The 24,958-nt window shown below is 40.1% G+C and carries 19 protein-coding genes; 10 read left to right on the forward strand and 9 right to left on the reverse strand.

Translation table 11 applies throughout. From position 1 onward, the window contains the following. Positions 1-45: 45 nt before the first annotated feature. Entirely contained in the window at positions 46-489 is a 444-nt protein-coding gene (locus FGL31_RS13815; protein ID WP_099370161.1) for a PepSY-like domain-containing protein, read from the forward strand. A 52-nt stretch (positions 490-541) separates the two neighbouring features. Beyond that, the gene (locus FGL31_RS13820) at positions 542-991 is read left to right on the forward strand and encodes a PepSY-like domain-containing protein (RefSeq protein ID WP_099370162.1); all 450 of its coding nucleotides are present in this window, start codon (positions 542-544) and stop codon (positions 989-991) included. 432 nt (positions 992-1,423) lie between these two features. Here FGL31_RS13820 and FGL31_RS13825 read toward each other — a convergent pair whose 3' ends face one another. Further along, complete coding sequence (locus tag FGL31_RS13825) at positions 1,424-2,158, reverse strand: SIMPL domain-containing protein (RefSeq protein WP_138092258.1); 735 nt, start codon at positions 2,156-2,158, stop codon at positions 1,424-1,426. A gap of 98 nt (positions 2,159-2,256) precedes the next feature. On the opposite strand from FGL31_RS13825, the gene FGL31_RS13830 reads away from it, so the two are divergent. Together FGL31_RS13830 and FGL31_RS13835 are read left to right on the forward strand one after the other, a co-directional pair. Further along, positions 2,257-5,052 carry a S9 family peptidase gene (locus FGL31_RS13830; RefSeq protein ID WP_138092260.1) on the forward strand — a complete coding sequence of 932 codons (2,796 nt, stop codon included), beginning with the start codon at positions 2,257-2,259 and terminating at the stop codon, positions 5,050-5,052. A 201-nt stretch (positions 5,053-5,253) separates the two neighbouring features. Further along, a complete protein-coding gene (locus tag FGL31_RS13835; protein ID WP_138092262.1) occupies positions 5,254-7,443 on the forward strand; it encodes a glutamine synthetase III family protein in 2,190 nt (729 codons plus the stop codon). Between the two features lie 1,627 nt (positions 7,444-9,070). Here FGL31_RS13835 and FGL31_RS13840 read toward each other — a convergent pair. Together FGL31_RS13840 and FGL31_RS13845 are read right to left on the reverse strand one after the other, a co-directional pair. Beyond that, a complete protein-coding gene (locus FGL31_RS13840; RefSeq protein ID WP_138092264.1) occupies positions 9,071-9,514 on the reverse strand; it encodes a putative quinol monooxygenase in 444 nt (147 codons plus the stop codon). 147 nt (positions 9,515-9,661) lie between these two features. Further along, positions 9,662-10,795, reverse strand: a complete 1,134-nt coding sequence (locus FGL31_RS13845) for an aldo/keto reductase (protein ID WP_232046759.1) — start codon at positions 10,793-10,795, stop codon at positions 9,662-9,664. A 168-nt stretch (positions 10,796-10,963) separates the two neighbouring features. Between FGL31_RS13845 and FGL31_RS13850 the strand changes: the two genes are divergently transcribed. Beyond that, positions 10,964-11,800, forward strand: coding sequence for an MBL fold metallo-hydrolase (locus FGL31_RS13850; RefSeq protein ID WP_138092266.1), 837 nt, complete (start codon positions 10,964-10,966; stop codon positions 11,798-11,800). Positions 11,801-11,811: 11 nt separating this feature from the next. Beyond that, a complete protein-coding gene (locus tag FGL31_RS13855) occupies positions 11,812-12,789 on the forward strand; it encodes a helix-turn-helix transcriptional regulator (protein WP_138092268.1) in 978 nt (325 codons plus the stop codon). Here FGL31_RS13855 and FGL31_RS13860 read toward each other — a convergent pair. Continuing rightward, a complete protein-coding gene (locus tag FGL31_RS13860) occupies positions 12,786-14,150 on the reverse strand; it encodes a Gfo/Idh/MocA family protein (RefSeq protein WP_138092270.1) in 1,365 nt (454 codons plus the stop codon). The genes FGL31_RS13855 and FGL31_RS13860 overlap by 4 nt on opposite strands. Positions 14,151-14,296: 146 nt before the next feature. On the opposite strand from FGL31_RS13860, the gene FGL31_RS28070 reads away from it, so the two are divergent. From FGL31_RS28070 to FGL31_RS28080, 3 genes are read left to right on the forward strand one after another with little or no spacing between them, the layout of a single operon-like run. Continuing rightward, positions 14,297-16,066, forward strand: a complete 1,770-nt coding sequence (locus FGL31_RS28070; protein ID WP_197734271.1) for a DUF5916 domain-containing protein — start codon at positions 14,297-14,299, stop codon at positions 16,064-16,066. Next, positions 16,039-16,710, forward strand: a complete 672-nt coding sequence (locus FGL31_RS28075; RefSeq protein ID WP_197734272.1) for a DUF5916 domain-containing protein — start codon at positions 16,039-16,041, stop codon at positions 16,708-16,710. The genes FGL31_RS28070 and FGL31_RS28075 overlap by 28 nt, the downstream gene beginning before the upstream one ends. After that, positions 16,697-16,957, forward strand: a complete 261-nt coding sequence (locus FGL31_RS28080) for a DUF5916 domain-containing protein (protein ID WP_197734273.1) — start codon at positions 16,697-16,699, stop codon at positions 16,955-16,957. The genes FGL31_RS28075 and FGL31_RS28080 overlap by 14 nt, the downstream gene beginning before the upstream one ends. Before the next feature lie 171 nt (positions 16,958-17,128). Here FGL31_RS28080 and FGL31_RS13870 read toward each other — a convergent pair whose 3' ends face one another. Continuing rightward, positions 17,129-19,333 (reverse strand): S9 family peptidase, encoded by a 2,205-nt coding sequence (locus FGL31_RS13870; protein WP_138092272.1) that lies wholly within the window; start codon positions 19,331-19,333, stop codon positions 17,129-17,131. Between the two features lie 16 nt (positions 19,334-19,349). Beyond that, positions 19,350-20,591, reverse strand: coding sequence for an MFS transporter (locus FGL31_RS13875; RefSeq protein WP_138092274.1), 1,242 nt, complete (start codon positions 20,589-20,591; stop codon positions 19,350-19,352). A gap of 119 nt (positions 20,592-20,710) precedes the next feature. Between FGL31_RS13875 and FGL31_RS13880 the strand changes: the two genes are divergently transcribed. Continuing rightward, positions 20,711-21,241 (forward strand): GNAT family N-acetyltransferase, encoded by a 531-nt coding sequence (locus FGL31_RS13880; RefSeq protein ID WP_138092276.1) that lies wholly within the window; start codon positions 20,711-20,713, stop codon positions 21,239-21,241. A 1,077-nt stretch (positions 21,242-22,318) separates the two neighbouring features. On the opposite strand, the gene FGL31_RS13885 is transcribed toward FGL31_RS13880, so the two are convergent. The 3 genes from FGL31_RS13885 to FGL31_RS13895 are packed head-to-tail and all read right to left on the reverse strand — an operon-like array spanning position 22,319 to position 24,656. After that, positions 22,319-22,873 (reverse strand): D-sedoheptulose-7-phosphate isomerase, encoded by a 555-nt coding sequence (locus FGL31_RS13885; RefSeq protein ID WP_138092278.1) that lies wholly within the window; start codon positions 22,871-22,873, stop codon positions 22,319-22,321. Positions 22,874-22,920: 47 nt separating this feature from the next. After that, positions 22,921-23,847, reverse strand: a complete 927-nt coding sequence (locus tag FGL31_RS13890; protein WP_138092280.1) for an ROK family protein — start codon at positions 23,845-23,847, stop codon at positions 22,921-22,923. A gap of 35 nt (positions 23,848-23,882) precedes the next feature. Continuing rightward, positions 23,883-24,656, reverse strand: coding sequence for a sugar phosphate isomerase/epimerase family protein (locus FGL31_RS13895; RefSeq protein ID WP_232046760.1), 774 nt, complete (start codon positions 24,654-24,656; stop codon positions 23,883-23,885). Positions 24,657-24,958 lie beyond the last annotated feature (302 nt).

A 24,958-nucleotide genomic window follows, 5' to 3' on the forward strand; every position in this document is an offset into this window, starting at 1 on the left:
CCAGAATTGACCCCGAACTTAGTGTCAACATTTAAATAAAACACTATGAAAAATCTAATAAAAGCAGCAATGGTAGTATTGATAGCAGGATCATCATTCCAAGCTATCGGACAAGAAAAAGTTATTGAAGTAAACAACCTTCCGAAGGCAGCACAAAGCTTTATCAGCTCTAATTATGGAAGTGATAAAGTAGCATTGGTAAAATCTGAAAAAGAATTGATGCAGTCAATTGAATATAAAGTGGTGTTAGCAAGTGGAATTGAACTAGAATTTGACAGTAAAGGTAACTGGACTGAAGTTGATGCAAAATCAAAATCAGTACCTCAAGGAATCGTTCCTGCTAAAATTAAATCCTACGTTCAAAAAAGCTTCCCTAACAACAATATCGTTCAGATCAATAAAGATTCAAAAGGATACGAAGTTGAGCTGACAAACGGTATCGAAGTAAAGTTCAACAAAAACGCAGAGTTTATTAAGATCGATGACTAATATCATCGATTGCCTTAAAATCACATTAAAAATTAACCCTTAAAATATAAAAATGAAAAAGTTATTATTATCAATCACACTATTATTTTCGATCGCAGCTTTGATGATCTCATGTGACAAAGAAACCGTAGTTAGCGAAGGCAACCTTCCTAATACAGCTGCACAATTTCTTTCTAAAAACTTCAATGGAGTAAAAATTCTTTCTGTAGTTGAGGAAAAAGAAGGTTTATCAGGATTAGAATACGATGTACTTTTAGAAAATGGAATCGAAATCAAATTCAACAAAAATGGCGAATGGCTTGATATCGACGCGCAAAATGATTCAGCTGCCCTACCAGATTCTTTGATCCCTACATCTATCCTATCCTACGTAAAACAGAATTATCCTAACACTGGGATTAATAGTATCGAAACCGAAAGACATGGCTACGATGTTGAATTGACCAACGGACTAGACCTAGAATTCGACAAAGACGGAAAATTCATTAGAATAAACCCGTAAGGAATTATAGATTACGCCCTGGCCGGTGTCTCCATCAGCCAGCAAATTGACGCCTTAAATAGTGGACGGTGGGGACACCGACCACGGCTTCAGAAAAAAAAACCAAAAGGCTGAAAGTGTTTTTAACATCTTCAGCCTTTTGGTTTTATTAATTTTGCTAATGCCAGCCTAAGCGGGTTGGCCTGCCCTCCTCCCTTCGACTACGCTCAGGGACCACCCTTCGACTAATAAGGGACCGACCCAGGGACCGATGCCATGATCAGAAGTCCATTGACCGACATCGGCTCGGTGGCTGCGTTGGCTGAGCGGAGCCGAAGCCAGGAGCCGAAGCCCAAGAGTCGCCCTTCGACTACTCAGGGACAGGCATCGACTCGGTGGCTGCGTTGGCTGAGCGGAGCCGAAGCCAGGAGTCGAAGCCCCAAGAGCCTTATTTTAATTACTTAAATAGCTCGTCTTCACTGTAATATTAGCTGTCTTTTTCCTTGATGTCACATTAAAAGCTCCACCATAAGAATATTCCTCATTTTCATTCTGCCCTGTAATCTGAAAAATACCCAAATCAGCCTTCACCAATTCTCCCAATGAAGAACCTGCTTCTTTCGCAATATTCTCAGCCCTTACCTTCGCATTCAGCGAAGCCTCCGAAATCAACTTCAGCTTCAAATCTTCCAAGCCCGAAAAATAATAGTTCGGCAAATTTGAACTCAACTCCACTCCTTGCGAAATCAAAGTCGAGATCTCACGAGAAGCATTCGCTACCTTATCCAAATCCTTGGATTCCACTGAAACATTCTGGGAAAGGCTATAACCAGTAAAAGTATTATAACTGTTTCCATTAGGATCCGTATGATATGAAAAATCACGGTTAATATTCACCGCATTGAATAGTATTTCCTTGTCACTGATACCTTGGCGAACCAAAAAATCCTTGACCATATCCCGATCTCTCTTCAATTGTTCCGATGCTTCGCTCAGATCCATGGATTTACGGCTAAAGGAGGCTGACCATTTCACAATATCTGACTCGAAATTTGTCATGGCATTTCCTGTAACATTGATCGTGTTGGAATTCTTATATTTATATTTATAAGCGTTCCCAAAAACCATCGCAAAGATGATTATCGATATACCAGCAATGATGCTGATGATGATGCCTGAATTTCTCATAGCGCCTTTTATTCGGATTTATAATAAAATTGTTATCCTCTAAACTAACCTAAGTTAGTAAATTTTAGGTATTATTGGAATTCCAAACAACAAATTATATGAAACGTAAATTTGCCTTAATACTCCTAGGGTTAAGCGCTTTTTCACTAGCTAATGCACAGAAAAAACCAATCGACCATTCTGTTTATGACGCCTGGAAATCGATCAGCAGACCCCAAATCAGTAAATCTGGTAATCTAATCATTTATTCCGTAACTCCTCAAGAAGGTGATGCTCTAGGAATGCTGAAAAATGATAAGAACCAAACTTTGATACAAATCCCAAGAGGATCAGAATTGACACTTACAGATGATGAAAAAAATCTGATCAGTCTTATCAAAGCACCATTTCAGGATGTTAGAGAAGCAAAAATAAAAAAGAAAAAACCTGATGAAATGCCTAAGGACTCCTTATTGGTGTTTAATCTTAGCAATTCATCCAGCAAAAAGTTTGCACAGGTAAAATCATTCAAAACTGCACGTAAAGGAAATGAATATGTTGCATTTTTGAATGAAACAATCGTCCCTAAGGCACAGGATACTACAAAATCAAAAAACTCAGCTAAAAAAGAGAAACCAACGTCTACTTTAACCGTGATGAATCTCCGCTCCGGTGATACCAGCAATATCCTGAAAGCAGACACGTATGATTGGAGTGATGACGGTAAATTTTTGGTATATTCCATCAAAGGACCAGAGAAGGACTCCTTAAATGAGTCTGGCCTTTTTATAATGGACATGGCTAATAAAACCAAAAAGAAAATTAGCAATGGCAAAGGGAACTATAAAAACATCCAATTTGACGATGCAACTAAGCAATTAAGTTTTCTGGCGGACAAAACTCCTGAAAAATCTTTGCTAAAGGAATTCAAACTCTATTATTATACTCCTTCTCAAGACACTGCTGTTATTCTGGCGGACAGAAACAGCACCGGCATTCCTGAAAATTGGTTTGTTTCGGGAGATGGACGCCTGACATTCAGCAAGTCTGGTAAAAGGCTATTCTTTGGCTTGGCTCCTATTCCTAGGGTAAAGGACACAACCTTAGTTGAATTTGAGCACGCTAAAGTAGATATTTGGCATTGGCAAGATGATTATTTGCAACCAATGCAATTGGTGAATCTAAAAAGAGACCAATCTAGAAATTATACCGCATTGATCAATCTGCAAGGCAATAGAAATATTATGCCTCTATCAGACGAAACCTACAACAGAATCTCCTTGACAGGAGACGCTGACAACGAGTGGGCTATGGCTACTTCGGATAAAGGCTATCGTATAGAATCCCAATGGGAAGGCGGAATGAGATCGGATATCTATGCAATCTCAACTGTAAGTGGTAAGAACAAGTTAGTTACTAAATCAAACTCTGGTTATGCTTCTTTAGCTCCAAATGGCGATTATATCATTTACTTCAACAGATCAAATGGTAACTGGTACAGCTATAATATCGCTTCAGAAAAAACAGTGCAGTTAAACGATGGCCTTCAAGTTAGTTTTGTAGACGAAGAAAACGATGTTCCTGCAGCACCAGGACCTTATGGAATAGCTGGATGGTCAAAAGATGGAAAAGCAATCTATATCAATGACCGATATGATGTCTGGAAAATCTCCTTGGATGGAAAATCCAAATCCAATATTACAAATGGATTAGGCAGAAAAAATCAATTGGTCTATAGAATTCAAGAATTGGTGAAAAATGATGACCCAAGAATTCAATACACCATGGTTGACGAAGGAAAGCCTGTTTTCCTTTCCGGATTCAATAAGATCGATAAAAACCAAGGTTTATATAAATTAGGCAAGAAAGACATTAGCAAACTTTGGTCGGGACCTTATACTTATAGAATGTTGAGTGCTGATGATAAGATCAACAAAGTAATCTACACAAAAGAAGATTACCAAAACTCACCGAATCTTTATCTATTGGCTGATTTTAAAAACGAAACCAAGCTTACGGATATAAACCCACAACAAGCAGATTATAATTGGGGAACAGCAGAATTGGTTCACTGGACTACACCTAAAGGTTATAAATCAGAAGGTATATTATATAAACCTGAAGATTTTGATCCAAATAAGAAGTATCCAATCATAGCATATTTCTATGAAACCCTTTCTGATGGATTGTATACTTACCAACCACCAGCTCCTACCCCTTCTAGGTTGAATATTCCATATTTTGTAAGTAACGGCTACTTGGTTTTCGCACCTGATATTCGATACGAAACTGGTTACCCTGGAAAATCTGCGGAGGAATTCATCAACTCTGGAATGCATTACCTAGCAAGAAACAACAATTGGGTTGATTCTACAAAAATGGGAATCCAAGGGCAAAGCTGGGGTGGTTACCAAGTTGCGCACTTGATCACTCGCACGAATATGTATGCAGCGGCATGGTCAGGAGCACCTGTAGTGAACATGACATCAGCTTACGGCGGAATCCGTTGGGGTTCTGGTATGTCGCGTCAATTCCAATATGAAAATACACAAAGCCGTATCGGGAAACCACTTTGGGAAGCTAGAGACCTTTATATCGAGAACTCGCCTTTGTTCTTTATGGACAAAGTGAATACTCCTGTTGCGATTATGCATAATGACAATGATGGCGCAGTGCCTTGGTATCAAGGCATCGAGTTCTTCACCGCTTTGCGCAGATTGAACAAACCTGTATGGTTATTGAACTATAATGGTGATGATCACAACTTAATTCAAAGACAAAACCGTAAAGACATTCAAATTCGGGAAGCACAATTCTTCGATCACTTCTTAAAAGGCAAACCTGCTGCCAACTGGATCAAGAAAGGTGTCAAAGCAACCGAAAAAGGAATAGATTGGGGACTTGAAGTCGACTAATTTTACAAAACAAGGTTAAAATAGGTGGTGATTTTAAAAAATTACCACCTATTTTTATTTAAAAACAGGAAATATTCCGATTTTTTATATTTTTTTTCAAAAAAATTATTTGAATAACCTATTTTTACCATACTTTTGATATTAATTAGAAGAAATAATCAAGCAATCAACAAAAACTTAAAAATAAATAACAAGAATAGCATGTTAAACTCCAGACTAGCCGCAGTTGAGACTGCCTCTAAACACATGTTCAACGAAACAACAGAGGTAAATGCAGAACGCGCTATCCACATTTTCAACAAAAATGTGTTCAGCATCTCTAAAATGAGAGATTATCTTCCAAAGCCTACTTTCGTAGAATTGAAATCGGCAATCGACGAAGGAAGACAAATCAGCAGAGAACTAGCAGATTTCATCGCACAAGCAATGAAAACTTGGGCTCTCGAAAATGGCGCAACCCACTACACTCACTGGTTTCAACCATTGACGGGTTCAACAGCTGAAAAACACGATGCTTTCTTCGAACCTGATAGCGACGGAAGTGCAATCGAGAAATTCAACGCAGATGCCCTAGTTCAACAAGAACCAGATGCTTCTTCATTCCCGAATGGTGGTATCCGCAATACTTTCGAAGCTAGAGGCTATACCGCTTGGGATCCCTCATCCCCTGCCTTTATTTTCGAAACTGGCGCCGGAAAAACCCTTTGTATCCCTACAGTATTCGTTTCTTATACTGGAGAATCTTTAGATTATAAAGCTCCTCTATTGAAAGCTATTGCTTCAATAGATAAAGCAGCAACGGATGTTGCACAATATTTCGACAAGGCAGTTACCAAAGTAAATGCATCTTTAGGTATCGAACAAGAATATTTCTTGGTTGACCTTGCCCTTTACAATGCTCGTCCTGACTTACAATTGACCGGAAGAACATTGTTTGGTCACATGTCAGCAAAAGGACAACAATTGGAAGACCACTATTTCGGAGCAATTCCTGAACGTGTTCTTGCCTATATGGTTGACTTGGAAAATGAAGCCCTTAAATTGGGTATTCCTTTGAAAACTCGCCACAATGAAGTAGCACCTTCTCAATTCGAGTGTGCGCCAATGTTTGAAGAGATCAATTTGGCAATTGACCATAACCAATTGTTGATGAACTTGATGGAGCAAGTTGCTATCCGTCACAGCTTCAAAGTGTTATTGCACGAAAAACCATATAGCGGTGTAAACGGTTCTGGAAAACACAACAACTGGTCATTGATCACTAATACAGGTGTTAATTTATTGTCTCCAGGAAAAACTCCTAAGAACAACTTGATGTTCTTGACATTCTTCGTAAACACCATCAAAGCTGTATTCGAACATGCTGATCTATTGAGAGCTTCTATTGCAAGTCATTCAAATGATCACCGCTTAGGTGCTAACGAGGCTCCTCCGGCAATTATTTCTATCTTCTTGGGTTCTCAATTGGATGAAATCTTAGAAGAAGTAGAATCTGCTCGTGTTGCTAAAAAAGTAAAAGCTGACGCTAACTTATGGCATGGTATCCCTAAAATCCCTGATTTGAAATTGGATAACACGGACCGTAACCGTACATCTCCTTTCGCTTTCACAGGCAATAAATTCGAATTCCGTGCGGTTGGTTCTTCAGCAAACTCAGCTCTTCCAATGACCATTTTGAATGCTATCGTTGCAACGCAATTGATCGAATTCAAAAACGAAGTAGACAAGCAAATCAAAAAAGGAACGAAAAAAGATCTTGCTATCTTGAACGTAGTTCGTAAATACATCAAAGATTCTAAAGCTATCCGTTTCGAAGGAAATGGTTACAGCGAAGAATGGGAAATTGAAGCAGGAACTAGAGGTTTATCAAACATCAAATCTACACCTAAGGCGCTTGATGTTTATGTAAAACCTGAGTCTTTGGAATTGTTCGAGACATTGGGAATCTTCTCAAGACGCGAATCTGAAGCGAGACACGAAATCCTTTTGGAGAACTTCTTCAAGAAACTTCAAATCGAAGCACGTGTGATCGGTGATGTGGTAACGAGTCAAATTGCTCCGGCATGTATCGTTTACCAAAACCAATTGATCGAAAACGTAAAAGGACTGAAAGACCTTGGACTGAACAAAGAAGCTTACAGTTCACAGTTGAATTACATCGAAAGAATCTCAAAACACGTGAACCTAATCTTGGAATTGGCTGAAGAAATGCGTCAAGCACGTAAGAAAGCAAATACAATCGATGATATCCGCGAAAAAGCAATCGCTTATGATGAGGTTGTGAAGCCATTCTTCGATGAAATCCGCTACAACGTCAACAAACTTGAAAAAATCGTTGACGACGCAAAATGGCCATTGCCGAAATTGCGCGAGTTGCTTTTCATTCACTAAGAATACACCAAACAACAAACAATAATAAAGGGCTGTCTAAAAAAGACAGCCCTTTTTATATTACCTCAAAAATTGTGTCCGCTGAAGACTTTGAGCATCCGCCATGGTAGGTGTCTCCGACCATCCGCCATGGCAGGTGTCTCCGAAATTCCGCCATGCCTAGTGTTCACGTCCTTCCGCCCTGGTTGGTGTACCCACCCTTCCGCCCTGGCTGGTGTACCCACCTGCCAGAAACTTGTCTCCTCAATAATCGTAGTCTGTGATGCACCGACCAAATGCCCTGGCTGGTGTCCCCACCTGCCAGAAACTTGTCTCCTCAATAATCGTAGTCTGTGATGCACCGATCAAATGCCCTGGCTGGTGTCCCCACCTGCCAGAAACTTGTCCCTTTAAAATAATGGTCGGTGGGAACACCAACCCACGGCTTTGCTAGCCTTCCTATCTCAAATCCCATATCTCATCCTACCTTATTATACTCTCCTTCGTCTCTCCTTCGGACTTCGTTCGGACCTCGTTCGGAGCTTCTTCGGAAAACACCCGAACAAGGTCCAAACAAGGTCCGAACGAAAGAAGACTGAGAGTGGAACAAGAGTGGAACGAGAGTGGAAGGAGACTATATAAAAAGCATATATTCCAAATCATAAAAAAAGGGGACTTTTCCCTAGTCCCCTCATCAGATGTTACTAATAAAAAATAACTCTAACTAACTCCTCAAAGATGCCCAAAAGCATCATCTAAAAAGGATATATTTTACTGTTTGTGCTACCAATATTACTGTTTTAGGGTGTTTTTGGCTGGATACCGGAAATGATGGTTGGTGGGGACACCAACCATGGCGAATTAACCCTCTCAGGGTTAAATGCCGGAGGCATGAAATCTTCCTTAAATGCCGTAGGCATGTAATATCTATAGATTTGAAGATCACCTCAAACACCAACGCCATCGGCGTGGCATGTTTGTTAGACGGATGCAACGCAACCAAAACAATCCAACATTAATGATGGTTGGTGGGGACACCAACCATGGCCATTTCGTCACCTAACCCCAAAGGGGTGTCACTATTATAGCGGCAAAATAGTTTCCATCTCTTACGAGATGGAATGACAAAATCGTGAGTTTAGTGAAGGGGGGAATTGGGCGGGGAAATGGTCGCCGCAGCGACCACTTCCCCGCCCAATTCCCCCCTAGCCTCCCAGGAAATCGTGTCAATCCCAAGCTTTAGCTTGGGAAACTATTTAATCGCATTGCAGGGTTTTAGTTTGTTCGGCAGGGTGTATAGTCATTTAATTAACCAGCAATTTATAGTGACACCCCTACAGGGTTGCATGGCGCCGTTTAACCATTTTGCTATAATAGTTGCACCCCTTTGGGGTTGGATAACGGGATAACATATCTATAATAGTTGCACCCCTCTGGGGTTTACAAACATACCACACCTACGGCGTTGGGGTCTGAGGGGCTTACATTGCTATAGATATTACATGCCGATGGCATTTAAGAGATATTTAATGCCTCCGGCATTTAACACCCATGGGGTTTTTGGGTGTATAACCTATTTTTTCTTAACTTAATGACATTGCCCCAAAGGGGTGACACTATTATAGCGACAAAATTGTCCGTAAAAGGTCTATTGTCTACTGTCTATTCTAATTTTATTCTTCAAAAATATCTTTCCCATCGTTTCTTTATCCAACGCCTTCATATCAATCAACTTCAAATCTTTCACCATTTTCAAGGTATTTGTCTTGTAATATTGAAAATGTGGTGTTTTTAGATGATCCTCATATGCTTTTTGGTTCGCATATATTTCCAAAATCCTGATTTTATATTCATCATCTTTGATTTCCATCGGAAAAATAGAAACTACCCCTTCTTCTTTAAGAATAGACTCCCTTGCCTCATAAATTAATATCTTCTTATATTCCTCCCAATATTCGGGGTGAATTTCAAGTTCAGCCATCCTGACTAATTGGTGGTCGCCATGCCCTTTTCTATCAATTTCTTCAATTCCTTGAGAATAAGCCGTCAGGCTCAATAAAAAAAGTATAACCGCAGCTATAGGTTTTATCATAGACATAAGACAAAAGACATAAGACATTAGACCTTAAACAATTCTCCTAACAAAATTTACATTAGACCTTTTACATTAGACAATTTACAAATATATCCAGACATCATACCAATTCTTTTGTCTTATGTCTATTGTCTAATGTCTATTCTAGTTATTAATCTGTTGCGCTTGTTGCCCTACCGCACGTTCGCCAACAATCTTGATTTTATCCAATTCCGTAGTCAACTGTTTTAATTCGTCTGATTTGAATTGATAAGCCGCTGAATCAAAATTTTCTTGGAGATGAGCCCATTTTGTGGTACCTGGAATGGGAACAATAAATTGTTTTTGAGCGAGCAGCCATGCCAAGGCAACTTGTGCTACGGTCAATCCTCTATGGTCGCCAAATTCCTTCAAGATATCAATCAATGGCCAATTGGCTATAATAGCATCTTTTTGATACCTAGGCAGAGCTGCCCTATTATCATTCGATGGAATGTATTTGGTTCTTTCGTTAATATATCCGGTGATCAGCCCACGGCTTAATGGACTGTATGGCACAAAACCTATCCCTAATTCCTCGCAAACAGGGATCACTGTTTTTTCTGGCTGTCGTGTAAATAATGAATATTCACTTTGCAAAGCAGTTACTTGCTGAACAGCATGTGCTTTCCTGATATTGTCAACACTTGCCTCACTCAGACCGAAATTCCGGACTTTTCCAGCTTGAATAAGATCTTTTACAGTACCTGCTACATCTTCCATGGGAACATTCGGATCCACCCTGTGTTGATATAAAAGATCGATATAGTCTGTTCTCAACCTCTTTAAAGATTGATCTACTACCCTTTTGATGGTTTCTGGTCTGCTATCTAATCCTTTTGAAGGCATTCCGTCAACAAATCCAAACTTCGTTGCGATCAATATCTCTTTTCTGATCGGTTGCAAGGCCTCACCTACCAATTCTTCATTGATCATTGGACCATAGGCTTCTGCTGTATCAAAAAGATTCAAACCCAATTCTGCGGCTTTTATAATTAGATTGATACTCACCTGTCGATCTGGGACAAAGCTTCGATGGTAACTCATACCCATGCAGCCAAGGCCTATTGGAGAAACTTCCAATTGATGCTTCCCTGACCCTAAAACTCTCTTTGAGCCCTGTATATAAAGATCCTGCCTAAAGGAATTTATACTTTTACTTTCGTCAGCCTTCACAATATTGCTGCTAATAAAACCTAATCCCGCCAATGCACCCATTTTCAGAAATTCTCTACGGTTATTGATATTAGTGTTTTTCATGTCTTTGATTTAGTTTATTCAAAGGTCTATACATAAGTTAACAATTTAGTTATACAGATTACGGATTTATCTACCATCATTACTGTTAAAGTACTGATTTCCTTTGAATTCATCTTTTCCCTTGATTTAGACGTCAGAAAACATCATTTTTATAGAAAAGGAAGGATTATGAAACTACATTCTATAGATACGGGATTCTTTAAATTGGATGGTGGCGCTATGTTTAGTGTTGTTCCAAAGAGTATTTGGCAAAGGACCAATCCTCCTGATGAGCGTAACTTATGTACTTGGGCAACTCGCTTGATGCTGATTGAAGACGGCAAAAGACTTACATTGGTGGATACCGGAATTGGAGACAAACAAGATGAAAAGTTCTTTAGCCATTATTATATGCACGGCGATGACACCTTAGACAAATCCTTGAATAAATTAGGTTTTCATCGTGATGATATAACCGATGTCATCCTGACTCATCTACATTTTGACCATTGCGGTGGTGCGATCGTCCGTGAAGGTGAGAAGTTATTGCCTGCATTCAAAAATGCGAGATATTGGTCCAATAAAGATCATTGGGAATGGGCGGTTAACCCAAATCCACGAGAGAAAGCTTCGTTTCTAAAAGAAAATATCCTTCCGATTCAAGAAAGTGGGCAATTGAATTTTATTGATATCAACAGTCCTCAATACGATTCTGAGATTGATATGCGTTTTGCATATGGACATACTGAAGCAATGATGTTGCCTCAAATACAATATAAAGGAAAAACAATACTTTATATGGCGGATCTGCTGCCTTCGGTTGGTCATATCCCAATAGCTTATGTAATGGGTTATGATGTTAGACCCTTGGTAACTATGCAAGAAAGACAAGATTATTGGAAAGAGATTGTAGACAACGAATACATTATGTTTTTGGAGCATGATTCTGTTCATGAATGTGCCACACTTCAATATACTGAAAAAGGAATCCGATTAAAGGATACCTTTAAATTAAGCGATATATAACTCTGTAAACTATGTCTATAGATATTAAGAAAAGATTTGACCGAATTGTGGAGATCCTGATTCAACTTCAATCTAAGCGTATAGTTAAAGCTCAGGAATTAGCAGATCGATTTGATGTCAGTCTCAGGACAATCTATAGAGATATCAAAAGTTTGGAGCAAGCTGGAGTTCCCCTTATTGGTGAGGCGGGAATGGGCTACAGCATTATGGATGGCTATAGGTTGCCGCCAGTAACCTTTAGTAAAGAGGAAGCGCTGTGTTTTGTAGCGACCGAGAAGCTGGCGGAGAAATACTTGGATCAAACGAGTGCTGCGCAATATGCTTCAGCACTGATGAAAATAAAGGCAATCCTCAAAAGCCATGACCAAGATTTGGTGACCAATATGCAGGATCAGATCATCATGCGAAAACAGCATGTTCCTATCTTTCCAGAAAAAGTTCCTCATGTTTTGAGTACTGCCATCGAGGCAATAGCCAATAAAAAGCAAATTACGATTCTGTATCAAGGAATAAAAGACGACGAAGCGCAGCATAGGGTTATAGAACCGATAGGTATAGTCCATGAAATTGGATATTGGTATATAGTCGCCTATTGTTTGCAAAGACATGATTTCAGACAGTTTAGAAGTGACAGGATCGATGATATTACTTCTTCTGAGATACCTTTTAGTAAAATCCATATTCCGATGGATGAATATTTAAGTAGTCAAAAGCATCCAGAATTACCAAAGATAACCTCTAAAATAACAGTTACCCGTGAGTTTGCGCCTTATATACGCTGGCAAAGAAACAATTATGGGTATAAATCAGAGCGTAAATCTGGAGACAAAATAGAGATGACGTTCGAGTGCAGGGATATTGAGGAAGAATTCCCACGTTGGCTGATGATGTTTGGTGACAACATAAAAATAGAAGAGCCTGAAGAGCTTAAGCATAGCTTTAAAAAACTCTTTCAGGCCATTCAAAACAACATAAATAGTATTGTTTAAGCTCCTTGATAAGGATACGGGTGTTTCCACGGAGCTCTATAGTTTCTTTTTAACCTAGCTGTAGCTTCTTCATCGCCTACACAAATTTTCTTTTCAGGATCATATACCAATGGCCTTCCCAACTCCATGGATATATTTGCCAAGATACAGGAAGCAGATGAGATATGCCCTTCCAACACATCAGCAACAGGCAAGTGATTATTGTCAATCGCTGAAAGTAGATTTTTCATCTGACCTCTCGTTGCTGGTGCAGCATTCAGTTCTATTCTAGGTTCTTTTAAATCTTCTGGAAATTGTTCCTTCTCGTAGACTACGTCCCTTACGATCTTATCTCCTTTTGTAGGGATAAATTCCCATTTCATGGTACTCCCCTTTAATGTTCCCTTATCTCCATAGATCACAAATGCCCATGGAAATTCTGGATCGGCAGCGGTTCCCCATGTTCTGTGGTTCCATACACATTCCAGTTCATCATATTCAAAGATCGCAGTTTGGGTATCAGCAATATTGGATTTTGCTTCTTTCTGCACATACGTCCCTCCTGTGGCAGATATTTTCTTTGGCCAGCCCAAATTCAGCATCCAGCGCACCGTATCGAACATATGGACGCACATATCCCCAGTAATTCCATTTCCATACTCCATAAATGCTCGCCACCAACCTCCATGTGGCAAACCATCGTATGGCCTAAGTGGCGCTGGTCCAGTCCACATTTCATAATCCAAAAATGCTGGAACTGGCTCCTCAGGTGGATTTGCATTACTTTTCATATGATAATAGCAGCACATCTCTACATGGGAAATCTTGCCCAACAACCCTTTGCCAATGATGTTATCCTTGGCATCTATCATATGTGGCGTACTTCTCCTTTGGGTTCCGATCTGAACTTTCCTGTCGTGTTTACGCGCAGCAGCCACTATTGCCTCTCCTTCCAATACATCCACGCTTATTGGTTTCTGCAGGTATACATGAGCTCCGTTTTCAATCGCTGCAATTGCAATTAAAGCATGCCAGTGGTCGGGAGTTCCCACTAACACCACATCAGGCTTGTTTTCCTTCAGCAATTGTCTATAATCTGCATATTTCTTGGGCTCCTTTTTGGATTTCTGTTTTTGAGAAATCAAGGTCGCCGCTTCATCCAGATGTTTCTTGTCTACATCGCAAACGGCAACAACCTCCACATCTGCAACCTGTAGCAGCCTGAACAAATCACTCTTTCCATACCAACCAGCACCTATCAGCGCAACTTTGCGAGACTTTAATATTTCTTTAGCAAAGCCGGCATTTTGAAGAGCTGATAATGACAACAAGGCTCCGGCTCCTATAATAAATTGCCTACGGTTAAGGTTTACGTCTTTCATGTAAGTAATTGGGTTTATTGAGGTTTAATATATTAAGATAGGGATTTTGGTGGAAACTGCAAAATAACATCTCTTATTCAAGGGTTCTCCATCTAAAACTATTTTCCTACATTTGGCACAATCAATCAAAACCCTTAAAACCAACAATGAAATACTTTTTGTCGTTTATTTTCATTATTTCTTTTATTTCTTCCTATTCCCAAGACGAGCGAAAACCTGTAGTTTCATTCGAAGATGCTTATAAACGCGATTATAAAGCTACCAAAATATCATCCGACCAACCTAGGATCGATGGTAAATTGGATGAAGACATCTGGAAAAATCAGGGCGAATGGTCCGAAAAATTCTCGCAGGTTATTCCCTTTGAAAGAGCATATACGGGGTCATGGACAAAAATGAAAATCTTTTTCGATGACAAGAACATCTATGTCGGAGTCTATTGTAAGGATATTCACCCCGAAACCATGAATGCCTTTATTGGTAATCGGGATGATAACAGCAATGGTGATTTAATTTCCATTGCATTTGACCCCTACCATGATTATCGGGCTGCTGTTGAGTTTAACATCAATCTAGGCGGCAACAAGACTGATCTTACAGTAACGGATAAATTGTCTGTTAACCTCAGCTGGAATGCCGTTTGGGAAGGTAGAACTCATCAGGATTTGGCAGATTCGAGCTGGACTGCAGAATTGAGGATTCCATTCAATCAAATCCGATATAATCAAAAGAATGATGACGGAATCTGGGGCTTGCACGTGCGAAGAATTATTCGCAAAAATAATGAAGTACAGAATTGGAGTATGATTCCGATCAAAAATAACGGTCACGTTTTTTCATTCGGCACCATGCAGGGTATGCAAGATTTACCGAAACCTAAAGGCATCGAATTTCTGCCCTATGTCATGACCAAATTGATCCGAGAGCCAAAGATTGCCAATAGCCCATATCAAGACGGAAACCGTTGGAAACCAAATGCTGGTCTGGATGCAAAATTTGCCATCTCAGATTATACCATGGATCTTTCCATCAATCCCGATTATGGGCAAGTTGAATTGGACCCTTCTGTAATGAACCTAACTGCCTATGAGGTATTCTATGAAGAAAAGCGACCTTTCTTCCTCGAAGGTAAACATATCTTGGAATTTGACAATAACGAAGGCGGAATGATGTTCTATTCCCGAAGAATAGGTTCAAGACCTCGCTATCAGGTCCCAAATGTTGACAATGAGTATGTTTTTGCCAGTACAACCGATTTTGTCCCTATCCTTGGCGCCATGAAACTTACCGGAACGAACAGAAAAGGACTCACCATAGGAATTCTTGAAAGTATTACTGCCAGAACATCCCAAAAGGTAACTAATCTAGGAACAGGAGAAGAAAAAATTCAGACTGAACCGCTGACGAATTATACGGTTGCCCGAGTTCAGAAAAATTGGGACGGAAATACTCTCCTTGGCGGGATGATCACCTCTGTTAACCGAAACCTGAGCGAACCACATTTAGAGAATTTCCTTGTCAAAGATGCCTTTTCCGCTGGAGTAGACTTTACCAAATACTTTTCCAATAGGTTATATTATGTGGAAACCAAGGCTATGGCCAGCACCCTATCCGGCTCTTCGGAGGCCATTATGGCGATCAAAAACAATGCTACTCATTTTTATCAAAGGAAATCAGGTGCTGAATACTTACAAATGAATCCGGATGCCAGATCCTTAAGCGGAACTGGCGGTTATATCAAAGCTGGTAAAAAAGGTAATGCGCAGTGGACCTATGCTGAAACCTTTAGTTGGTCATCGCCAGGATTTGATCTCAATGAGGTCGGGTACCTTAAACAAACTGACTATAAACTCAATGAAACAGAACTAGCATTTCGAAAGACCGATCCTTGGGACCATTTAGAGCTGCTGGCATAACGCTGACCCAAAGAAATGTATGGAACTATGGCGGAAAATCCATGGACAACAATCTGGCGGTGAGATTTCGCAGCCTAACGATCAAAAGACGTATAGAAATGGATCTTAAAGAGGCATTCAGTTGGAATACTGTGGATAGCCGTATGCTAAGGGGTGGTTATGACCTAAGGTATAATCCCAACTTCACCCATACTTTTTCCATGAATTCTGACCGTGCAAAGCGTGTATTTCTAAAAGTAGATTACGATGGAAAGCATTTCTTGGATGGTGAAACCAGATATAATCAAATCAGACCTTCCTTGACTTTTAGAATTGGCAACCATATCCATTTAGTAACTCAATTCAATTATGCTTGGAACAAGGATAACCTTCAATATGTTGCCACCGTTTCGGATGCTCAGCAAGCCGACGTACCTGAATCTTATATAATGGGCAGAATGCGCCAGGAAACTTATGGATTTACCTTTAGGCTTCAAGGGAATATTACCCCTGACCTTTCCATTCAATATTACGGATCCCCATTCACTTCTGTTGCACAGTATGATCGATTTAAATACGCTACAAACACATTAGCGAGCAACTATTCGGATCGTTTCCAAGAATTTACACCTGATGAAATCAATTCGACAGATGGCAATTTATAACATCAGCAATCCGAATGCATCAGGAACGTTTAAAGATCCCAATTTCAGTTTCAATGAATTCAGGTCTAATTTAGTTGCCCGTTGGGAATATATGCCAGGTTCTACGGTTTATCTTGTTTGGGAGCACAATCGTTCGGGAAGAATGCCGATCTATCAACCGGGTTGGGGCTCTAACATCGACCAGATCTGGGGAATTGCTCCAACGAATACGTTTATGCTGAAAGTGAATTATTGGCTGGGTTGGTAAGTTGTAGTGGCTTGCCCTTCGACCCCTGGTTTCAACTCGGTTCCTGAGCAGAGTCGAAGAACAAACAACGCAGCGACCGGCTGAGGCTCCCCTCACGGACGGAGTCGAAGTTCAGGGACCGCCCTTCGGTCCGGTGGCTGAGCGGAGTCGAAGCCCAAGGACCGGACCAGGCTACGGATAAAGATGTCTCACAAAGAAATCTCTTCTTTTCTTTTCGCCGTATTCGCCGCCTGATGAATGTCCCATTCCGGGGATTACAACCAACTCATGGTCCTTATTGGCTCTGATCAATGCATTCGAAAATTGATAGGTCGAGGCAGGATCTACATTATCGTCTAGCTCTCCTACTATCAGCATCAGCTTTCCTTTTAACCTATTGGCATTTACAACATTAGAACATTCTTCGTAATGTTTTCCTATAGGCCATCCCATCCATTGTTCGTTCCACCATATCTTATCCATTCTATTGTCATGGCATCCACAAGATGCTACACCAACCTTATAAAATTCAGGATGAAACAATAGCGCCCCTGCTGCACTTTGTCCCCCCGCTGAGGTGCCGTAAATGCCTACGCGTTCCAAGTCCATGTATGGGTATTTTGCAGCTGCTGCCTTCATCCACAGAATGCGGTCAGGGAAACCAGCATCTTTTAGGTTTTTCCATGCCACATCATGAAAAGCCTTTGAACGATTAGAAGTGCCCATTCCATCAATCTGCACTACAATAAAACCAAGTTCGGCCAAATCCTGCATCCCCGAAGGATTCGCATAAAAAGATTTTGGAACAAATGAACTATGGGGTCCCGCATAAATATATTCAATTACCGGATATTTCTTGTTAGCATCAAAGTTAGTAGGTCTAATAATAATCCCCCAGATATCCGTCTTTCCGTCTCTTGCTTTGGAAGTAAATACTTCAGCAGGCTTCCAGCCTATATCACTGAAATTATTTAAATTAGATCTTTCTATATCCATTACTACTTCGCCTGCAGAGTTTCTTAAAACAGTGACAGGAGCCTGATCGATTTTGGAATATCTGTCAACAAAATAACTATAATCTCTACTGAAAGTCCCTTCATGATTTGCCAACTCAGGACTCAGGTCTTTTAGATTAGTTCCATCCAAATTCATGGAATAATAATGGATGAAATAAGGGTCTTCGTCTTTATTCATTCCAGATGCAGTAAAGAAAATCTTCTTTTGTTTCTCATCCACCTTCAAAACACGATGTACTACCCAGTCTCCTTTGGTAAGTTGTTTTTTAACTTCACCATTATTTCCATCAATCAGATATAAATGGTTCCAGCCGTCCCTTTCCGATGCCCAAATTATTTCTTTGCCATCATTTAGGTCATAGCGGAATTTCTTGCCAGAATAATCTATGAAGGTTTTACTGGTTTCATTTAATACAGTTGTAGTTATTCCCGTATTTGCATCCAACTCCATAATTGAATACTGTTGATGTCCGCGCTTGTTGTATTCAAAGGAAACAGCATGGCTATCCTGTCTCCAATCTAATGCATACAATGCAAATTGATTATCAACCATCGCTTTATCTACCGTCCATAACTTTTTAGTTTCCAAATTATAAACAATTGGAAAATATTGACTCAGGGTGTCTCCTGGCTTTATATAATCTTTTGTATGAACCTTCGGCTGCAACTGATCTATCGGCGATGATTCTATCAAAGTGAGTTTTCGAACTTTAGCTTTCTGTACCTTTGAACTAGAGATTTTCTTTCCATCAGGCGACCATAAAATCATCGAAGAATAAAAGAAATCTTCAGTACCATCTTTGGTGATTTGTTGTTCTGAATTTTCCTTACCCTTATCTGCAATATAGATATTAAAATCCTTTAGATAAGCGATTTTGGACTTGTCAGGAGATTCAACAGGATTGCCTTTTCTTTCATCAATTCGATGTCCCCAATAACCCATAGGTTTTTGGTCTACTGAATCAAGTTTAGCCAATACTTTTTTGCTACGGTCCCATTTCCAATGGAAACCATCATACTGAAATTTCACTGTATCCCGGTCTACTAACTTAGGAACACCTTTCTGGAAAAAATAAGGGTCAATGTTGGATTTTAGTTCTACAAACAAGGCATTCTGCAGGTCATTTAATGGGAATAAATCACCCTTTGTCTTGGCGACAGGATCAACGATGATTAACTCTCGACGGCCTTGACCATTTTTCTCGTACCAAAAAACATCCCCTTTCTCGCTCCAATTTATTTGAATTACATCATTATCCAGACCTTGAGCCAAACGTCTTTTTACAAATTCTGAACGCTTATAATCCTCTGGAGTACCTTGTGAAAAGGCAGAAAATGAAATAACAGATATGATGAGATATAGGAAAAGATGTTTTAGCATGGTATAAGATAAGTATTTATGTGATTTTATTCACATATTTCCTTTTCACAATTTTACTTACGCTATACATCATTACAATGGTCAGGATACTGATTACAACGACAATATATCCCATGGTTGTATAATGTTCCAATGGGCTTTCTGGTGTTTGTTGAACGATAATCATCCCCGCGATAATTGCTCCAATCCCTCCTGACATCTGCTGTAAGGAAGCACTTACGCTCATAAATGCTCCGCGATCCTCTTTGTCCGGAACTGCAGACACCAATGCTGAGGAAGGTGTTACCCGACTTAATATACCCATCATCATCAATATATTAAGAACTACTACCAGAACAAAAGGTGTAGGACCTAAAGCGGTATAGATTAAGACCATAATCATCATCCATGTGGTTGCTATCGCAAAGATCTTAAACTTGTCAAACCTATCACTGAGCCATCCTACCAAGGGCATGATGACCAGCGAAGCAATACCCGAAATCATAAATAACTGTGGTAGTTGTTCATGAGTAATATGGAGGTTGTTTACGGCAAAGACACTTCCAAAAGGCATCATCATAAATCCACCGATGGACAGCAATGCAGTTGCCAAAAAACCTATTCTATAATCTCTACGGGTAAATGTGCTCCATAAATGCTGAAGAGCTGATTTATTTTTTTGGAGTCCTATATGTTCGGTGATGGATCTAAGTTTCAACGCAATCAAGATGGCGATAAACACAGCTAATATGGCGATCATCAAAAAGGCACTCTGCCAACCCCAAGCATTGCCGATGTATAAGCCAATTGGAATTCCCAAAACTTGACTGGCTCCAAATCCCATCTGCACAAAGCCCATTACCCTTCCTCTTTGATCCAGGGTAAATACGTCCGTAATAATGGCCATGGAAATAGACCCGATCACTCCTCCAAACAAGCCGGTTACCACCCTTGCAGCCACCAACATGGTATAGTTAGTAGAAAATCCGCAGAGAAATGTACCGATGATAAATCCGGTGTAGAAGAAAAGAAGTAATTTCTTACGGTCAAAGCGATCTGCAAATCCCGCTGTTAGCAATCCTGAAACTCCGGCACTGAAAGCATAGGCAGAGACCGCAACACCAAACTGTGCAGGCTTTAGATCAATGGCTTTCATCAACATGTCCCCCATGGGCGACATAATCATAAAGTCCAGTACGACTGTAAACTGTGTAAATGCAAGGATAAAGATAACAAGCTTCTGATAGCCGGTAAGTGGAGATTTAGCGATTGATTCCATAGACGGAGATAAAGGTAAGCATTGTGATTAGTAATTAGTAGTAAGTATTTAGCAGTTAGATTAAGTGTATTATCTTTATTGTTGTTATTGGTAATTATGTATGTAATTTTTATTTGAATATGCTCAAATCTGTAATAATCCGACAGGAAAACCCTGCTGACTATCCAATTGTTTTTGAATTGATCAAAGAATCTTTCAAGAATGAAGGACATACTGACCATCAGGAGCAATTTTTGGTGGAGAGATTGAGGAGTTCAGATGATTTTGTTCCAGAACTATCTTTAGTAGCAGAGATTGAAGGTAAGGTTGTTGGATATATCTTGTTGACTAAGATCAAGATTATAGGAAAGGAAGTTGTTGGGAGTTTGGCGATGGCACCTGTAGCGGTATTGCCAGAATATCAAAATCAAGGTATCGGTGGGAAATTGATTGTTGCGGCTCATAACAAGGCGAAGGAGTTCGGTTTTGAATCGGTTATTGTGTTGGGACATGAGGGGTATTACCCAAAATTTGGATATAAACTGGCTGAAAGTTTTGGGATAAGGCCGCCATTTGATGTTCCAAGCGAGAATTTTATGGCGATAGAGTTGGTTGATGGGAAGTTGGAAGGTGTTGAAGGTGTGGTGAAATATGCTGAAGAATTTGGATAGGCGAATTTTTTTATAATAGTTACACCCTTACAGGGTTGAATGGCGAATTAGCCATGGTTGGTGTCCCCACCAACCATCAATTCCGGTAGCAATTTAAAAATATTCATTTGTGATTTAAAGAAACATGCCACACCGATGGCGTTGGTGTTTCAGGTGAATTCCATTTCTATAGATATTACATGCCGATGGCATTTAAGAGATATTTCATGCCTCCGGCATTTAACCCCGATGGGGTATCTCGCAGTGGCAGGTGTCCCCACCTGTCTATAATAGTTACACCCTTACAGGGTTGAATTGAACCGGATAATCATTGCTATAATAGTTACACCCCTCTGGGGCGGAATGGCGAAAAGAGCCGTGGTTGATGCCCTCACCTGCCACTGAAAATATGCCAATGGCCTTATATTTTTCCTATAATAGTTACACCCTTACAGGGTTGAATTGAACCGGATGATCATTGCTATAATAGTTACACCCCTCAGGGTGGCATGGTGAATAGAGCCGTGTTTGGTGACCTCACCTGCCACTATTATAACTGATGGGTGATGGTCCCACCTGCCATGGCGAAATGACTCGCCTTCCTTTGTCGAATGTCTTTTGGCTATTAAAAAAATAGTTTCCACATCTTTCGATGTGGAATGACACGAATGTCGAGAGGAAGAGGGGGCGATTTTTTGGAGGATGTAGTTGCGGCGAGCCGCAACTACATCCCCCAAAAAATCGCCCCTTTTTAAAAAAAGCGTCTGTCATTCTTGAGCTTTAGCTCAAGAAACTATTTTTCGCTATAATAGTGACACCCCTTTGGGATTAGGTGGCGAAATGGCCGTGGTTGGTGTCCCAACCAACCATCAATTCCGGTAGCCATCAAAAAATATTCATTTGTGATTTAAACAAACATGCCACACCGATGGCGTTGGTGTTTCAGGTGAATTCCATTTCTATAGATATTACATGCCGATGGTATTTAAGAGATATTTCATGCCTCCGGCATTTTACCCCGATGGGGTTTCTCGCCGTGGCAGGTGTCCCCACCTGTCTATAATAGTTACACCCTTCCAGGGTTTAATGGTATCTACCTCAGTTCTCCATAAATGCATAGGCTATCATGTGGCAGATATGCATATGGCAATCCTCTACGCGGCCGTAATGATCTGAATGGACTTTGAGAACAAGGTCTGCCAAGTCGGCTATCTTGCCTCCTGCTTTGCCGGTTAGGGCGATAGTGAATATATTTTTGTTTTTGCAGTATTCAATGGCTTTGATCAAGTTTGGCGAATTTCCGCTGACGCTCATCATCATGACCAGATCGCCTTCTTTTGCAAAATTTTCCAATTGCCGGTAAAATATATCATCGTAGGAATAATCATTGCCTATCGCTGTGATCCAAGCTGTATTATCATTCAAAGACATACATCGGAACCTACGAAAGGTTTTATCTGAAGCTCCTTTGCCCAAATCCGTTATAAAATGTGAGGCATTGGCGGCACTACCTCCGTTGCCAAATACAAAAATCTGACGGACAGCCTTCAATGCTTCGGTAAATTTCAAAATTATTTCTTCAACTACATCTAAAGGAATGGAGTCAATTGCTGTTTTATGTTCGGTTAGATAATGATCTAAATAGTTTTTCATAATTAAAATGTGTTTAGGTATTCCTCAGCTATTAGGTTAGCTTATGATTATTTTAAAGTTGATTTTGCCAATTCAAGTGCTCCAATGGGCACCACATCCTCCGCCAATTGTGCGATTTTAATTTCAGGTGCCGGTAAAAATGCTTTCAACAGATAATTGTCCAGCTGTTTAGCAATCGGTATGGCGAGAGCATCACCCAGCAATGACAGCCCTCCTCCAATTACCAGGACGTCGGGATGGAAAAGATGAACGATATGCGAAAGTGCAAATGCCAAGTCATCGGCCACTTCCTCGACGATTTGTTTTGCATCCAGATCTCCGGCTTCCAAAGCTGGTTTTAAAAGTGTTGCTTCTGGTCCATAATCTGCCTTTGACAGACTAGATAATATGCTTTCAGGATTTTGATCTATGTACTGCCTTACCCGTTTGTTGACTGCCCAACCTGAACATTTTGACTCCAACGTTGCACCAGATTTATCCATTCTGATATGACCGATTTCTACCTCTCCAGGTACTTTCCCATGATAGATCGAATTTTGAATGACTAGGCCACCACCTATTCCACTTCCTATGGTCATATAAAAAACTATATCTCTCCCCTTTCCATGACCGTAAATCGCTTCACCCAAAGCTGCTACATTTGCATCATTGTCTATGCCGACTGGTTTTCCTGTCAGATTCTCCAACCAAGACCTTAAATTGAAATTCTCCCAACCATCGATCTGATGGGATACCTGAATCGTACCATCCTTCCAATTCACCGGCCCCCCAAATCCAATTCCAATTGCTGATATAGTCTCCATCAGTGGTTCCCAAGACTCCAAACATTCTTTGATATGATCTTGTATGCCCTGAGCGGCTTTAGCAGGATCAATGGTATACCGTTTTCTTTCTGCTATATTCCCTTCTGAGTCACCTACGACCAACTGAAGCTTGGTTCCTCCAATTTCAATTCCAATAAATCTTTCTTCCATGATGTATTAATTCTCTAAGGTTGTCAGTTCCTATGTTATTGTAGATTTATCTGTTCCAATTGGTTTTTATAGATTTCCATTATCTGTTTCAAGGCTGCAGGATTTTCTTTGAGATCTCCTTCATATTCGATTGACAATACTCCCGAGAAGTTGTTTTCTTTCAACAGCTGCATCAAGTCCAAGGTTGGGATATTTCCGCTTCCCCAAACTACGTCCAAGCCATCTGCAGATTCCATCGAAACATCCTTGAAATGCAGTGCCATTAATCTGCTCTCGACTTTTTTCAAACTTTCCAAGGGATCCAAGCCAGAACGAAGCCAATGACCAACATCCGCACATACTCCAATCAAAGGACTTTTATCGGCCAGCTGGCTCATCAATGAATCGGGATTCCAATACATCGAAGGTTTCGCATGGTTATGGATGGCAAGCTTAATTTGATATTTCTCACAGAGGTCTTCTATCTGGTCCATAAATTTAGGCTCAGGCTCTGAAACGATAAGCGGGATTTCCATTGACTTGGCAAATTGAAACAGCTTTTCCCAATCGGCATTACTTGTTGGACTGATTACTCCAATATCTGCCAACTTAACCTGTTTTTCTTTCAACAGTTCATTTACCTTTAGTTGGGTGGCTTGGTCCATGTTGAAATCCATCTTACCATCTAACCCAGCCCCTATCTGTTGTCCAGGAAAAATTCCTATTTCATCAATTCCTAATTCTTTTGCCTTATCGACAGCTTCAGAAAATGTTCCCTCTCTAAAGGTATAAGCCAAAATTGCGAGATGCCAATTGGTGGGTTTAGACAAATCCACATTTTCCGTAGAGTCAGACTTTTAGATATTGGATTGATTTGTTGAAGATGTTGGATTACAGCCAGCAGTAAAGCCAAAGCAGCTATTTGTAGAAAACAACAAAACTTGATTCACATAGGGTCTAGAATTGAATCCTAATAACAGCATAAGATTGATAATAAACCGGTAGAGGTACGATGATCACTTAGCATGTTATTGAGGATGGTTAGGTTTATTATTACATAAATAACAATAATATTCAAATAATCAAAACAAGATGGTTTATAACGATATATAGAATAGTTACCTATAAACAG

The sequence above is a fragment of the Sphingobacterium daejeonense genome (assembly GCF_901472535.1).
Classification (GTDB): domain Bacteria; phylum Bacteroidota; class Bacteroidia; order Sphingobacteriales; family Sphingobacteriaceae; genus Sphingobacterium; species Sphingobacterium daejeonense.